Annotated in this window: 16 protein-coding genes; 8 read left to right on the top strand and 8 right to left on the bottom strand. The window is 68.4% G+C overall.

Going from position 1 to position 13,960, the window contains the following annotated elements; translation table 11 throughout:
- Positions 1-23: 23 nt before the first annotated feature.
- From CHINAEXTREME_RS12785 to CHINAEXTREME_RS12810, 6 genes are all read right to left on the bottom strand, one after another.
- Positions 24-1,031: an arsenic resistance protein gene (locus CHINAEXTREME_RS12785; RefSeq protein ID WP_007141738.1), complete on the bottom strand. Its 1,008-nt coding sequence runs from the start codon at positions 1,029-1,031 to the stop codon at positions 24-26.
- A 219-nt stretch (positions 1,032-1,250) separates the two neighbouring features.
- Positions 1,251-1,994, bottom strand: coding sequence for a tRNA-dihydrouridine synthase (locus CHINAEXTREME_RS12790; protein ID WP_007141739.1), 744 nt, complete (start codon positions 1,992-1,994; stop codon positions 1,251-1,253).
- Between the two features lie 9 nt (positions 1,995-2,003).
- Positions 2,004-3,002 (bottom strand): 2-phospho-L-lactate transferase, encoded by a 999-nt coding sequence (gene cofD / locus CHINAEXTREME_RS12795; RefSeq protein ID WP_029601647.1) that lies wholly within the window; start codon positions 3,000-3,002, stop codon positions 2,004-2,006.
- A 62-nt stretch (positions 3,003-3,064) separates the two neighbouring features.
- Positions 3,065-3,859: an aldo/keto reductase gene (locus CHINAEXTREME_RS12800; protein ID WP_007141741.1), complete on the bottom strand. Its 795-nt coding sequence runs from the start codon at positions 3,857-3,859 to the stop codon at positions 3,065-3,067.
- A 58-nt stretch (positions 3,860-3,917) separates the two neighbouring features.
- On the bottom strand, positions 3,918-5,486 hold the full coding sequence (locus tag CHINAEXTREME_RS12805) for a hypothetical protein (RefSeq protein ID WP_007141742.1): 1,569 nt from the start codon (positions 5,484-5,486) through the stop codon (positions 3,918-3,920).
- Positions 5,487-5,580: 94 nt separating this feature from the next.
- Positions 5,581-6,255 carry an Ntn hydrolase family protein gene (locus tag CHINAEXTREME_RS12810; RefSeq protein ID WP_007141743.1) on the bottom strand — a complete coding sequence of 225 codons (675 nt, stop codon included), beginning with the start codon at positions 6,253-6,255 and terminating at the stop codon, positions 5,581-5,583.
- A gap of 111 nt (positions 6,256-6,366) precedes the next feature.
- Here CHINAEXTREME_RS12810 and CHINAEXTREME_RS12815 point away from each other — a divergent pair, with 111 nt between their 5' ends.
- Together CHINAEXTREME_RS12815 and ligA are read left to right on the top strand one after the other, a co-directional pair.
- Positions 6,367-6,996 (top strand): class I SAM-dependent methyltransferase, encoded by a 630-nt coding sequence (locus CHINAEXTREME_RS12815; protein ID WP_007141744.1) that lies wholly within the window; start codon positions 6,367-6,369, stop codon positions 6,994-6,996.
- 77 nt (positions 6,997-7,073) lie between these two features.
- Entirely contained in the window at positions 7,074-8,831 is a 1,758-nt protein-coding gene (gene ligA, locus CHINAEXTREME_RS12820) for an ATP-dependent DNA ligase LigA (RefSeq protein WP_007141745.1), read from the top strand.
- A gap of 77 nt (positions 8,832-8,908) precedes the next feature.
- Here the strand turns inward: ligA and CHINAEXTREME_RS12825 are convergent, their stop codons facing one another.
- Entirely contained in the window at positions 8,909-9,103 is a 195-nt protein-coding gene (locus CHINAEXTREME_RS12825; protein WP_007141746.1) for a cold-shock protein, read from the bottom strand.
- 97 nt (positions 9,104-9,200) lie between these two features.
- Positions 9,201-9,410, bottom strand: a complete 210-nt coding sequence (locus CHINAEXTREME_RS22250) for a hypothetical protein (RefSeq protein ID WP_007141747.1) — start codon at positions 9,408-9,410, stop codon at positions 9,201-9,203.
- 373 nt (positions 9,411-9,783) lie between these two features.
- Here CHINAEXTREME_RS22250 and hisC point away from each other — a divergent pair, with 373 nt between their 5' ends.
- From hisC to CHINAEXTREME_RS12860, 6 genes are all read left to right on the top strand, one after another.
- Positions 9,784-10,932 carry a histidinol-phosphate transaminase gene (gene hisC / locus CHINAEXTREME_RS12835; RefSeq protein WP_007141749.1) on the top strand — a complete coding sequence of 383 codons (1,149 nt, stop codon included), beginning with the start codon at positions 9,784-9,786 and terminating at the stop codon, positions 10,930-10,932.
- A complete protein-coding gene (locus CHINAEXTREME_RS12840) occupies positions 10,929-11,462 on the top strand; it encodes an adenylate kinase family protein (protein ID WP_007141750.1) in 534 nt (177 codons plus the stop codon). The genes hisC and CHINAEXTREME_RS12840 overlap by 4 nt, the downstream gene beginning before the upstream one ends.
- The gene (locus CHINAEXTREME_RS12845) at positions 11,459-12,070 is read left to right on the top strand and encodes a CDP-alcohol phosphatidyltransferase family protein (RefSeq protein WP_007141751.1); all 612 of its coding nucleotides are present in this window, start codon (positions 11,459-11,461) and stop codon (positions 12,068-12,070) included. Before CHINAEXTREME_RS12840 ends, CHINAEXTREME_RS12845 begins: the two co-directional genes overlap by 4 nt.
- Positions 12,071-12,137: 67 nt before the next feature.
- Positions 12,138-12,704, top strand: a complete 567-nt coding sequence (locus CHINAEXTREME_RS22255) for a multiprotein bridging factor aMBF1 (RefSeq protein ID WP_076738739.1) — start codon at positions 12,138-12,140, stop codon at positions 12,702-12,704.
- 121 nt (positions 12,705-12,825) lie between these two features.
- Positions 12,826-13,470: a triose-phosphate isomerase gene (gene tpiA / locus CHINAEXTREME_RS12855; RefSeq protein WP_007141754.1), complete on the top strand. Its 645-nt coding sequence runs from the start codon at positions 12,826-12,828 to the stop codon at positions 13,468-13,470.
- 67 nt (positions 13,471-13,537) lie between these two features.
- Complete coding sequence (locus tag CHINAEXTREME_RS12860) at positions 13,538-13,954, top strand: hypothetical protein (protein WP_007141755.1); 417 nt, start codon at positions 13,538-13,540, stop codon at positions 13,952-13,954.
- Positions 13,955-13,960 lie beyond the last annotated feature (6 nt).

The raw sequence follows: 13,960 nt of genomic DNA on the forward strand, positions 1-13,960 counted from the left end.
TTTCAACCGAACGGGATCGGGATTCAATCACCCCGGGCGACGCCCGGGAAGGGAAGCGGGTCCGGCGAGTCGGGCACGAGCCACCCGGGGACGACTCGGGTGAGAACGACCATCCCCGTCAGTTCGACGAGCGTCTGGGTCACGACCACCGCCGGCGCGAGGGCGTATTCCGGCGGCAGTGCGAGCGCCAGTGGAAGGACGACGAGCGAATTCCGCGTCACGGACGTAAACACGAGCGCGCGACTCTCGCCGACGTCCATCCGGAGCAGTCCCGCCGCGAGCCGTCCGAGCAGCGGCATGACGATCAGGAACGTGACGTACACCGGGACCACTGCAGCGATCTGCTCGATCGAGTCCCGGACGCGAGGGAGCTGTGACGCGATCACCACGAACAGGGTGGTCCCCATCATCGGAACCGGCAGCCACCCCATCGTACCCTGCCACCGAGAACCCGTCGTGGACCGCTCCGCCCAGAGCTCCGTGAGCCACGCGAACACCAGCGGGAGCGCGATGATGACGACGAACGCCTCGACGAACGGCCCGGCCTCGATAAATTCGGCGACCTGTGCCCCCATGAACAGCCAGAGATAGATCGGCAACAACAGCAACTGGACGATCATCAGCGCCGGTGTCGCCGCGGTGATCTGTTCGGCGTCCCCGTCCGCGAGCTCCGTGAACGTGATGACGTAGTCGATACAGGGCGTCAACAGTACCATGAACGCCCCCACGAGGATGACCGGCTCCCGGGGCAAGAATCGGCTGAGACCGAAGACGACGACGGGAACGATCAGGAAGTTCATCCCCAGTGCGGCCAGCATGAACCGCCCGTTCCGGAACGCCCGCCGGATCCGGACGAACGGGATCTCGAGGAAGGTCACGTACAGCAGGACCGCGAGCACGGGGTTGATGAACCGTTCGATGGTCGAACCCACACCCGGTCGGCCCAGTCCCACGCCGATCGCGAGGAGAACGGCGATAGCGTAGATACCGACCTGGTTGTGCTGGATCCACCGTTTCGAAATCCGAGTCATAGTGAGGGATCGAGTACTGGGAAATACAGCGCCGACGGGACCGGCTCGAGTTTCCGTCCGCCCCTAAACGTGCCACGTGTAAGTCCATGTCGGCGTCTCGAGCGACACCGAAGGCCGACGTCGTACCTGAATAGCTCCTCCAGCGGAACGCGGCCGAGTCGGGGAGGCCCGAATCCCGACCCGGACGACGCCGCTGACCCGCGATACAGTCTCGGTCCGTTACGGCGTTCCGACCGCGAGTCGTCGCCGAACCGCGTCGTGGACCCGCTCGAGCACGACCGGATTGTCGCTCGGTCGACCGACGCTGACGGCGTCGGCCCCGTACTCGACGTACTCCCGGACCGACGCGTCGTCGCGGACCTCGTTGTTGGCGATCACGAACAGGTCCGCGGCGTCGGAGACGTCGGCGATGACGGGTTCGGAGTCCATCGCATCGACGTGGACGAACGACGCGCCGGCGTCGTCGATCGCTCGAGCGACAGCGGGCAGGTCGACGCCCGGCACCTCCGCCCGGACCTTCACGCCGACGGTCGCGCCGGCGTCGGCGGCCGTCCGGACGTACTCGGCGAGCCGATCGGCGTCCCGCAGCAACGTTTCCCCGCAACCGACCGCACACAGTTCCTCCTGGCGACAGTGAGCGTTGATCTCGAGGAAGGCGTCGTGCTCCCGACAGATCCGCGCGGCGTCGGCGACCGGGTCGACGGTCGCGCTGCGGACGTTGAACGCGGGCCGGAGGGGCACGTCCTCGAGGGCTGCGAGTTCCCGGTCGACGAACGCGAGGGGGTCCTCGGGGAGGAACTCCTCGCGGTCCCGCTGGACGAGCGTTCGCGCCGCGGCCCGCGACTCCGGATCGATCGCGATGCCGCCGAGGAATGCAGCGCCGGCGTAGTCGGCCCCGTTCCGGGCCCAGTCGGCGTCCGCGGCCCCGCTCAGGCTCGCGAGCGCCAGGCGTGGTTCGAACATGGTCGATGGTCAGTCCCGGCCGACACGGCCGATCGCGTCGTCGATCGCCCGGGCTACTCGCTTGGCGTCCTTCGGGCCGTCGATCCGGATGTCGGTCCTGACCGTCGGCTGGTCGAAGGTCGCGTCGTCGCCCTCGTCGACCACGAACGCGTCGGCGAAGGGGTAGGCCGTCGTCAGTCCTTCCGTGCCCGGCTCGGCGTTGACCGCCGCCATCAGGTCCTCGGCCGGCCCGGAGAACGCCTCGTCCCCGAGGAACGGCGAGACGGCGACGACGGTCGTCTTCGCCAGGGCGTCCGCGAAGCCGGGCAGGGCGAGCATCGGCCCGATGCTGGTGACGGGGTTCGACGGGCCGATGACGACCGTGTCCTCGAGCGCCTCGAGGACGCCCGGCGCGGGTTCGGCCTTCGAGGAGCCGCGGAACTCGACGGTCTCGACCGTCGGGTCGCCACGGTGGCCGACCCAGTACTCCTGGAAGTGCATCATCCCGTCTTCGGTGTGGACGAGGCTGGCGACCGGATCGTCGCTCATCGGCAGGAGGTCGACCGAGAGGCCGAAGGCGTCGGCCAGCGTCTCGGTCGCCTCGCTCAGCGTGTCCCCCTGATCCAGGAGGCTGGTCCGCGTGATGTGGACGGCCCGATCGCGGTCGCCGATAGTCATGAACTCGGCGATTCCGGAGAAGCGACGCCAGTTCGCGAGTCGCCGACCCGCGGTCTGTCTGTCCTCGGGGAGATACTGCGGTCCCTCGGGGAGGTCCGCGGCGTCCGCGAGGTCCATCAGCGCCGCGTTGGTCCGGTGCGTGTCACCGTCGATTCCCCACCACGTGTCCCGATCGAGAACTCCGCCGCCCTGAAACAGTAACGTGTCGACGTCCGGCGAGACGAAGAGACCGCCGAGTTCGATGTCGTCGCCCGTATTGGCGACGATCGTCGTCTCCTCCGGCGAAAACACCGCGCCGGCACCGTCTAAAAGCTTCGGGGTTCCGGTGCCTCCGGAGAGGAAAGTAACCATACGCAACACTCTCGCCCGTGGCCACTTAATCGCTTGTGGCCGCGTCTGCGGCTGCGGTGTCGCTACCGGTTCCAGGCCGCCCGATCCGGGTCGATCAGTCGCTCGCCGGCATCCAGGTCGGCGATTCGCCGGCGTTCGTCGTCGCTCAACTTGAGGTCGAGCGCCTCGTAGTTCTCCCGGATGTGGTCGCCGGTGCCTTTCGGGATCGGGACGACGCCGTCCCGCCCGTAGTGCCAGGCCAGCGCGACCTGGACCGGCGTCGCGTCGTGTGCGTCGGCGATCTCCCGGAGGACGTCGATTTCGGCGACATCGCCCTGCGCGATCGGGCAGTAGGCGACCGTCTCGACGTCGTGGTCGCGGGCGACCGAGACGAGGTCGTCCTGCTGGAGTTGCGGGTGGAGTTCGATCTGGTGGGCTGCGATCGGGGACTCGAGGACGTCGACGGCCTCCTCGAGCAGGTCGACGGTGAAGTTGCTCACGCCGACGTGGCGGGTCCAGCCGCGGTCGCGGACCTCGTCGAACGCGGGGAGGGTCTCCTCGGGGTCGTAGGCGTCGACGGGCCAGTGGACGTACAGCAGGTCGACGGCGTCGACGCCGAGTCGCTCGAGGCTCTCCTCGGTCGTCTCGATCACGTCGTCGTACGCGAGGTTCGAGGGGTGGACCTTCGTCGCGAGGAAGACGTCCTCGCGGTCGACGTCGGTCTCCTCGAGCGCGCGGCCGACAGCGCGCTCGTTGTCGTACATCTGTGCGGTGTCGACGTGGCGGTAGCCCGTCTCGAGGGCAGTCCGGACCGCTTCCGTGCAGGACTCGCCCTCGTGGCCGGAGGTTCCGAACCCGGGTTGCGGGAGTCGTGTCATGGCCACGGGTTCGAAGGGCGGATACTCGTGGGTGAGGGAACCGGCAAGCCGATCGTCGCTACTCCCGATCCCACTCGCGGTCGGTCTCGACGATCCAGTCCGCGAAACTCCCCTCGAGCAGCGTCTCGCTCTGTCGTTCGACGTACCGGCGCTGCATCCGTCCGATCGCGTCGGGGAGATCCGCGCCGTCCTCGAGGGCCGCCCGCACCTGGGCGCGTTTCCAGCTGGCCGGCGTCATCCGCTGTCGCACCCGTCGGCGCAGCGGGTAGAGGTACTTCGCGGCCTGTTCCTCCGAGAGGCCCCGGTTCGTCAGGCCGTCCTCGGCGTGGGCGAGCAGGTCCTCGTAGAGGTCGAGCGGATCGGTCGTCTCCTTCCCGTCGTTGGTAATCCAGGTGAGGTCGGCCTCGAGCCCCTCCCGCATCGCCGCGTAGAAGTTCTCGCGGGCGACCTGCCAGTCGAGTTCGTGGACCGGATGCTCGAGTCGGACCAGGCTCTCGAGCAGGCCGGCGAAGGCCGCGAGGAAGGAGACGGAGTCCCGCACCGTCGGCTGGGCGGGGATCGGCCGGAACTCGATGCGGGCGTTGGCGGCCGACCGGGTCGGGCCGCCGAAGACCGGGCGCACCCACCGCCAGTAGGTGCCGTGCTTGCGCCGGAAGTGGGGGAACTCGTCGTCGAACCGCTCGCCGGCCTCGACGGGCATCGGTACCATCGTGTCGTCGGTCGCGACCCGGTCGATGGCCTCGTCGACGCTGCTCAGGTCCCGCGGGAACCGCACCTTCCCCTCGCCGGTGGAGGGGTCGTTGAGGACCGTTTCGAAGACGCTGATCCGGTGTTCCATCCAGCCGTCCTCGAGGATCGTCTCGGGAGTCGCGTCGTCGTCGTAGAGGTCGGCGGGAAAGAACGGGGAGTTGACCCCCAGCGCGAGCAGCGGGCCGGCGACCCGCAGCGCATAGTTGAAGTAGGTGGGGAGGTCGATGGCGTGGGCGACCTGGTAGTGAGGCTGGATCGAGGTGATGAGGCTCTCGGGCATGACCGTATCTCCCTGCAGCGAGACGTTCGGAGCCTCGATGCACATCCCCGCGGCGCTGGCCTGGTCGGTGTTGGCCATCGCGTGATAGCGGGCGGAATCGCTCATGTTGGTCGCGATCCGAATCGTCCGGTCGGTGTCGCCGACCGTCCGCTCGACGCTGTCGGTCAGGTACGTTCCCGCGTCCTCGCCTTCCGGCGGCAGCGTCCAGAGCGCGTCGCTGACCAGCCGCATCCGCTCGGACTTGGTCACGTCGAGCGCCGTCCGGAGCCGTGCCTTGACCTCCGACTCCTGGGCGAGGATGCCGTCGGCGTTCAGCGGCTGGGGGCTGGTCGTCATCTCGGCGTTGTGCAGCCCTAGTTCCTTCTCGAAGCCGATGAGCTCGAGCAACCGGCGCGGAACTCGCCGGAGCGCGCAGTCGTCGTCCTTGACGGCGTAGAACTCGTACTCGAGGCCGACGATCGCCTGGGGGTTGTCGAACACGCCGTCCTCGACGGCGTCTTTGATCACCTCGGCGTCCTCCTCGGCCCGCCGCCGGAAGTCGTCGGTGTCGACGGACAGGACGTCCGCGACCCGCGTCGCGAGTTCCGCTTCTGGCATACCTCCGAGTGTGCGCCCGACGGACTTGAAAGCACGTCTCTCGAGGGTGTCCGGGAACCGGGGCGAGCGTACTTCGGTGTCGGCGACAGGTGCTCTATCGGAGTTCGTCGGTCGAATCCAGTTCCTCGAGGTCGACCCCGCTCGCCGTGATCTCGGCGACGTGCACGCCGAAACCGGTTCGAGCGTCGCGTTCGGCACTGCTCTCGAGGGCTCGAGCGGCGACCCGTCTCGCGTCGGCTATCGCGAGCGAGTCCGTCGCCTCGGCCTCGAGAACGCCCGCGGCGGCCTCGCGGCCGCTCCCGATCGCAACGTGATCCTCCTCGAAGACGCCGCCGTCGGGGTGCAGGTGGAAGACCTGCGGCCCGTCGTCGTCGACGCCGCCGAGGACGAACGCACCGGCGTCCGACTCGGACCGGATCTCCGCGGACGCGGCGTTCCCGAGTGCCGGCATCGTCATCGGGCGGCCTCGCTCGTTCTCGTAGTGGTCGGCAGCGGAACGGACGACCTGAACGATCGATCGCACGCTCCCGGGGCCGTCGGCCGATCCCATCGCGGCGGTTGGGTGAACCTTCTCGAGTTTTCGGGCGCGCTCGCCGGTGACGACGGTGCCGTCGCTCACGCGCGTGTCGGCCGCCACGAGGACGCCGTCCCGGGAGGCGAGGGCGACGAGCGTCCCGCCTCCCTCGTCCCCGGAACCGGAGCCGGCACCGTCGGTCGCCAGCCGTTCGTCGGGTCGTCCGTCGGCCGTCCGAAATTCGGTCGGGTCCATCCCGGAATCGTTCCACGTCCAGGGTCAAAACGGCGGGCCCTGCCGCGGGAAGCCAGCACGGGTCGGGAACGGGGCCCAACGTTAGTGGTGCTCCGCATCCTATCGCCGAGTATGCCCACGACGGCTCCGTTCGAGGAACACGCCGAACGCTACGAGGGCTGGTTCGAGGAACACGGGGACGCCTATCGGTCCGAACTCGAGGCGCTCGAGCGACTCGTCCCGTCGACCGGCCGCGGACTCGAGATCGGCGTCGGCAGCGCGCGGTTCGCTGCGCCCCTCGGGATCGAGGTCGGCATCGATCCGGCCGAGGCGATGCTCGAGCGCGCCCGCGAGCGGGACGTCGACGCGGTTCGCGGTGTCGCCGAATCCCTCCCGTTTCGGGACGGGAGTTTCGACACCGCGTTGATCGTGACTGCGATCTGTTTCGTCGACGATATTCCGGCGACGCTGGCCGAGGCCGATCGCGTCCTCCGGCCGTCGGGGAGCCTCGTGATCGGGTACATCGACAGGGAAAGTCCCGTCGGCCGCAAATACCAGGAGATGAAAGAGCACAACCCGTTCTACCGGGACGCGACGTTCGTTTCGACCGACGAACTCGTCGATCGACTCGAGGCGACCGGCTTCACTGACTTCGAGTACGTCCAGACGATCTACCACTGGCTCGACGAGATCGACGGCCCCGAGCCGGTCGAGGAGGGGTACGGCGAGGGCTCGTTCGTCGGGATCAGGGCGACCCGGTAGGACGTCGCCGCGAGCGGACCGTCCGAGGTTCGTGCATCTCAGAACCGTTTTACTTCCCCCGGCGATAGACACCGCCGATGGAGTTCGCCACGTTCGCCGACCGAGCCGCCGCGATCGAAGCCGAACCCGCGGATCTAGAGATCGTCGCTCACGTGCGGGACCTCCTCGAGGACGCAGGAGACGCCGAGAACGGAGCCGACGACCGAATCGCGACCGTCGAGATCGTCGCCCGCTTCGTCCAGGGACGGGTGTTCCCGGCGTGGGACTCGACCACCCTCGATATCGGACCCAGCGCCTGCTACGAGGCGATCGCCCGCGCCGCCGGGCAGAACGTCGACGCCGACGACGTCGAGGAGCGCCTCGCCGACGTGGGCGAGATCGGCGACGTGGCCGCGAGCTACGACTTCGGCGGCCAGCGCGGACTGGACGCCTTCGCCGCCGGCGACGGGGGCAGCGGCGACGACGACCTCACCGTGCGCGAGGTCCACGACGAACTCGTCGACCTCGCCGCCGCCGAGGGCGAGGGCAGCGAGGACCGCAAGGTCGACATCCTCTTCGGGCTGTTCAACCGCTGCTCGAGCGACGAGGCCCGGTATCTCGCCCGCCTCGTCCTCTCGGAGATGCGGATCGGCGTCGGCGAGGGCACCGTCCGCGACGCCGTCGCCGCGGCCTTCGAGGTCCCCGAGGAGCGCGTCGAGCGGGCCCTGCAAGTCTCGAACGACTACGGCGAGGTCGCCCGCGTCGCCCGCGACGAAGGGCTCGAGGGGCTGGACGCGATGGAACTGGCCGTCGGCCGGCCCGTGCAGGCGATGCTCGCCCAGGCCGGGACCGTGACCGACGCCCTGGAGGAGTGGGAGGAAGCCGCCGTCGAGTGGAAGTACGACGGCGCGCGGATCCAGTTGCACCACGACCCGGACGGCCTCGAGTCGGCCGCCGGTGAGGACGACGACGCGACGACCCGCCTCTTCTCCCGGAACATGGAGGACGTCACCGGCGCGCTCCCCGAGATCGTCGAGTTCGCCGAGGGGACGCTCGAGGGACCGGCCATCCTGGACGGCGAGGTCGTCGCAGTCGACGACGCGGGCAACCCCCTCCGGTTCCAGGAGGTCCTCAAGCGGTTCCGCCGGAAACACGACGTCGCGAAGGCCCGCGAGGACGTCGCCGTCCGACCGGTGTTCTTCGACTGTCTGCACGCCGACGGCGACGACCTGCTCGAGGAGCCCCTGACCGCGAGACACGACCGACTCGAGGGGGTGCTGCGCGACGATCCGCAGCAGGACCCCGACGACGTCGACGGCCTCTCCCTGCTGTGGCTCGCCGACGACCCCGACGAGATCGAGTCGATCGACGCCGAGGCGCTCGAGGCCGGCCACGAGGGGATCATGCTCAAGAACCCCGACTCCGCGTACTCGCCCGGCCGACGCGGGAAGAACTGGCGCAAGCGCAAGCCCGACGTGGAGACGCTCGACTGCGTGGTGACGGGTGCGGAGTGGGGCGAAGGACGACGGGCGACTTTCCTCGGCACCTTCGAACTCTCCGTGCGCGACGAGGCGACGGGCGACCTGGAAACCGTCGGCAAGGTCGCGACCGGGATCACCGACGAGAAACTGGCCGACCTGACGGAGTTACTCGAGCCACACATCGCCGCGGAGGAGGGCCAGGTGGTCGACCTCGAGCCCGCCGTCGTCTTCGAGGTCGGCTACGAAGAGATCCAGACCTCGCCGACGTATTCGTCGGGCTACGCGCTGCGGTTCCCGCGGTTCCAGGCAGTACGAGACGACAAATCACCCGAGGACGCGGACACGCTCGAGCGCGTCGAGCGGTTGCGGTCGTAGCGCCGTCGCTCTCTATCGTTGGTTACAAAAAACTGAATCGCGTCAGAAATGCCGTCAGACGGCAGTTCGAAGCGAGATTAGTTGCGGACGAGGTTCGTCGCGCGGGGGCCCTTGGGGGCCTGTTCAATGTCGAATTCGACGTCCTGTCCTTCCTCGAGGTCCGGGCCGCCAACGTCTTCCATGTGGAAGAATACGTCGTCGTCCGCGTCGTCCGTCGAAATGAAACCGTAGCCGCCAGTGTCGTTGAAGAAATCAACGTTACCGTTTGCCATTACAAACAAACGTATGGCCGGTACCCGGATAAGTCTTCCGAGGGTAACGGTACCACGATCGAGAGTATTCGAACGTCAATCCGCCCTCCGACGCGTCTTACCCGTCCGAACGGGCCTCGAGCGCCGGAACGAACGACTGGTCGCGAGCCACGACCGTCCCCGGGTCGAAGCGGACGAACTGCCAGCGATCGGGATCGAGGCCCCTGAACCGCGGGCCCCACTCGCTCCGGTCGGCGCCGAGATACCGCCGGAGGAGTCGCTCGGCACGGTCCTCGTCGAACGGGACGACGTCGGTGCGGCCGCGCATCCCGACGTGGTGGAGGCGACCGCCAGCGACGTCGAAGTCGACGACGGCGAGTGCGGTTCGGGGTTCCGCCGCAACGCGATCGACGTAGGACTTCTCGGTATCGGCGATGATCCAGACCCGCTCGTCCTCCCAGCGGAACCACAGCGGGGATACTCTGGTGCCGCGTCAGGTGAAACGGTCCCGAGGAAACAAAACAGCGGCCGCTCGAGGACGTCCTCGATCGGGCACTCGAGGGTGTTCTCGACGATGTCCATACGCGTCCTGCTCCCGGCCCCTACGTAGCGATTGGTGACCGGGCCGGGACCGGTCCGATCGCCTACGGCCCTCGAGAGAGGTGAGCACCCTTAAGAGCCATCGGCAACAGGGTTCCCGTATGCAACCGCGAGACCTCTCCGACCACGTCGCGTACGAAGCCGGTCGGGGGATCGAGGAAGTCGCCCGGGAACTCGACCGGGACCCCTCCGAGTTCGTCAAACTCGCCTCGAACGAGAACCCCCACGGCCCCTCCCCTGCGGCCGCCGTCGCGATCCGCGAGACCGCCTCGAACGTCAGTTCCTACCCGAAAGCCGCCCACGCGGACCTCACCGCCGCCATCGCCGAGCAGTGGGACGTCGACGACGAGCAGGTGTGGCTGGCAAACGGCGGCGACGGCGCGATCGACTACCTCTCGCGGGCCGTCCTCGAGCCAGGCGACGACGTACTCGTCCCCGCACCCGGCTTCGCCTACTACGGGATGAGCGCCCGGTTCCACCACGGCGACGTCCGGGAGTACGAACTCTCGAAGGCCGACGACTTCGCACAGGACGCCGCGACCGTCCTCGAGTCCTACGACGGCGACCGGATGGTCTATCTCACCAGTCCGCACAACCCGACGGGATCGACGATCCCGCTCGAGGACGTCGCCGAGATCGCCGAGCGCACCGACGACGAAACGCTGGTCGTCGTCGACGAGGCTTACGGCGAGTTCGCGGACCGGGACAGCGCCCTCGCGCTGATCGAGGGCCGGAACGGGTTCGAGGCCCGCGACGACGTCGCCGTCCTCCGGACGTTCTCGAAGGCCTACGGCCTGGCCGGAATCCGGCTGGGGTACGCCGTCGTCCCCGAGGAGTGGGGCGACGCCTACGCCCGCGTGAACACCCCCTTCGCCGCCAGCGAACTGGCCTGCCGGGCCGGGCTGGCCGCCATCGACGACGACGAGCACGTCGAGCGGACGGTCGGGACGGCCCGCGAGTCCCGCGCGTACATGCGCGAACACCTCGAGGCTCCCGTCTGGGAGAGCGAGGGGAACTTCGTCCTCGTCGACGTCGGCGACGCCGAGCGGGTCGCCGAGGAAGCACAGCGACGGGGTGTCATCGTCCGCGACTGCACGAGTTTCGGGCTGCCGGAGTGTATCCGGATTACCTGCGGCACCGAGGAGGAGACCGAACGTGCGGTCGAGACGGTCAACGCGGTGCTCGCTGAGGTCGACTCGGGAGCCGAATCCGAATCCGACCCCGATAGCCAGGAGGTGACCGACGCGTGAGAGTCGCCGTCACCGGCACCCCCGGCACTGGGAAGACAACCGCGGCCGACCTGCTCGAGGGGCGACTCGCCGAAGACGACTCCCTGCCGGACCTCGAGGTGGTCCACCTCAACCGCGTCCTCGAGCGCGAGGGGCTGTACACCGAGGTCGACGCCGAACGCGAGAGCAAGGTCGCGGACCTCGACGCGCTCGCGGAGTGGCTCGAGGGTCGGGAAGGGGTCGTCGAATCCCACCTCGCCCACCACTTCGAGGCGGACCGCGTGGCGGTCCTCCGGTGTGAACCCGAGCGACTCGAGGAGCGACTACTCGAGCGCGGCGAGACCGAGGCGAAAGCCGCGGAGAACGCCGAGAGCGAAGCCTTAGACGTCGTCCTCTCGGAAGCGGTCGAGGAGCACGGCCTCGAGTCGGTCTACGAGATCGACACGACCGACCGTGATCCCGACGGGGTTGCCGATGCGCTCGAGGCGGTCGTCACCGGGGATCGGGAACCGAGTGCCGGCGAGGTCGACTTCATGGGGTATCTCACATGACGCTGGATCAGCTTCGCCCGTACATCTCGCCGTTTCTCGACCCGTTCGTCGCGGGGTTCGACCGCGTCGGGCTGACGCCGAACGGGGTGAGCGTCCTCGCGTTCGGGACGGCGATCCTGGCCGGGGCCGCCTTCTTGCTCGGTGGCCGCGCCGATCCGATCTGGTACGTCGCCGGGGCGGTGCTGGTCTTCCTCAACGGCTGGCTCGACATCATCGACGGCGCGCTCGCGCGCGAACAGGACGTCGCGTCGTCGTCCGGCGACCTGCTGGATCACGTCCTGGATCGCTACGCCGACATCGTCGTCATCGGCGGCCTCGCGGCCGGGATCCTCGACTACTTCCTCGGCTTCCTGGCCGTGACCGGCGTCGTGATGACATCCTATCTCGGCACGCAGGCCCAGGCGGTCGGCCTCGAGCGGGTCTACGGCGGGGCCGTCGGTCGCGCCGACCGGCTGGCGATCATCGGGTTCGTCGGCTTCCTGGCCTATCCCTTTACGGGTACCTACGGCGGCTGGGGGCTGGTCGGCTGGTTGCTAGTCTTCCTCGCGGCCGTCGGCCACCTGACCGCCCTCCAGCGGTTCGCCTACTCCTGGTCGGCCCTGGACTGACCGCGAACCTCTCAATTCCGGGGACCGCGCCGCATCCTTTATGGCTCGCCGCGATATAGCTTCGGGCATGGTTCAGTGCGAGATGTGTGGCGCCGAGACGTCGTCTCCGAAGACCATCAAAGTCGAGGGTGCGAAGTTAGACGTATGTTCGAACTGCACCGATTTCGGCACCGAGGTCACCCAGACCTCTAGCTCCGGCTCCTCGACGAAGTACTCGACCGGCTCGAGCAGTTCCTCGTCGGGTTCGGGCGGCTCGAGTTCGGGTGGCTCGACGGGCGGAAGCTCCTCGAGTCGTTCCGGCGGTTCCGGTGGCTCCGGCGGTCGCTCCCGCTCGGACATGTTCGACGACATGGACGAACTCGCCACCGACTACGACGAGCGCGTCCGGAAGGCCCGCGAGCAGAAGGGGCTCAGCCAGTCCGATCTCGCCAACGAGTTGAACGAGAAGGCGAGCCTCATCCGGAAGATCGAGCGCGGCGACACCCTGCCCAGCGACCAGGTCCAGTCGAAACTCGAGCGGTTCCTCGAGATCGAACTCAGCGCCCAGAGTGGTTCCGGCGACGATTCGGAGTGGTCCGGCGGCTCCTCGTCGGGCAGCTACACGCTGGGCGACGTCGTCAAACGCAAGGACTGAGGCGGCCCGGACCAGCCGGTTCGTCCGCGAGTTTTTCCGCCGTCCGTCGCTCTTCTCGGCCCACGTCCATCCTCGTCGATGACTCGCAAGCTATTTCTTTCGTGCGGGCCCTCTCACGCCCATGTTCGTCCTCGTCAACCTGAAGACGTATCCGTGTGATCCGGTCGACGTCGCGACGGCGGTACGCGACGTCGACGAAGCGACTGACGCCCGGCTGGTGGTCGCCCCGCAGGCGGCCCACCTCGAGCGCGTGGCCGAAACCGGCGTCGAAACCTGGGCCCAGCACGTCGACCCGATCGACTACGGGAGCAACACCGGTCACGCGCTCGCCGAGTCGCTCGCCGACGCGGGGGCGGACGGGACGCTAATCAACCACTCCGAGCGGCGGCTGAAACTCGCCGACATCGACGGCGCCGTCGAGGCGGCCGAACGCGCCGGCCTCGAGACCGTCGTCTGCGCAAACAACCCCGAACAGATCGGTGCCGCGGCGGCGCTCGGGCCGGACGCCGTCGCCGTCGAACCGCCGGAACTCATCGGGACGGGGACCCCGGTCAGCCAGGCCGACCCCGAGGTCGTCGAGGATGCCGTCGAGGCTGCCCGGAACGTCGACCCGGACGTCTCGGTCCTCTGTGGCGCGGGAATCAGTACCGGTGACGACGTCGTCGCGGCCGGCGACCTCGGAGCCGAGGGCGTGTTGCTCGCCAGCGGGGTCGCCAAGGCCGACGATCCGCGGGCCGCGCTCGAGGATCTGGTCGATCCGCTCTGATCTTCGGCGTCGTCGTCCCGTCGTCCGACCACAATCACTTTTCTCGGTACTCGTCCAACGACCACCCATGACCGACGAGCGACCGGTGGCCGTCGCGCTCGAGAACCGACTCATGAGCCACGGGATCTACGTGGAGTCGTGCCAGCGACTGGACGGGGACGGCGAAGGGGAGGACGGCGAGATCGAGGCGAGCGGGGGCACACGTCCCGCGTTCGCCCTCGAATACGAGGCCGTCGCGGAACCCCCAGTCGTCACGAGCGACGAGGTCGGCGCGGTCGTCCGAACCCTGCTCTCGATCGCCGACGAGCGGGAGTGGACCCCCGGCCGACTCGAGGCGACCTCGCTGACGACGGACGGCGACCTGCGCGGGCGCTGGCACGTCGAGGCCGACTGGTTCGACCGGCTCGGGATCGAGCTCTCCGACGTCGAATTCTCCGAGCGCGTCCTCGAGACGGTAACTACGGGTGAGGATCACGTAAATTAATGGTGG

Source organism: Halobiforma lacisalsi AJ5, assembly GCF_000226975.2.
GTDB classification, from domain to species: domain Archaea; phylum Halobacteriota; class Halobacteria; order Halobacteriales; family Natrialbaceae; genus Natronobacterium; species Natronobacterium lacisalsi.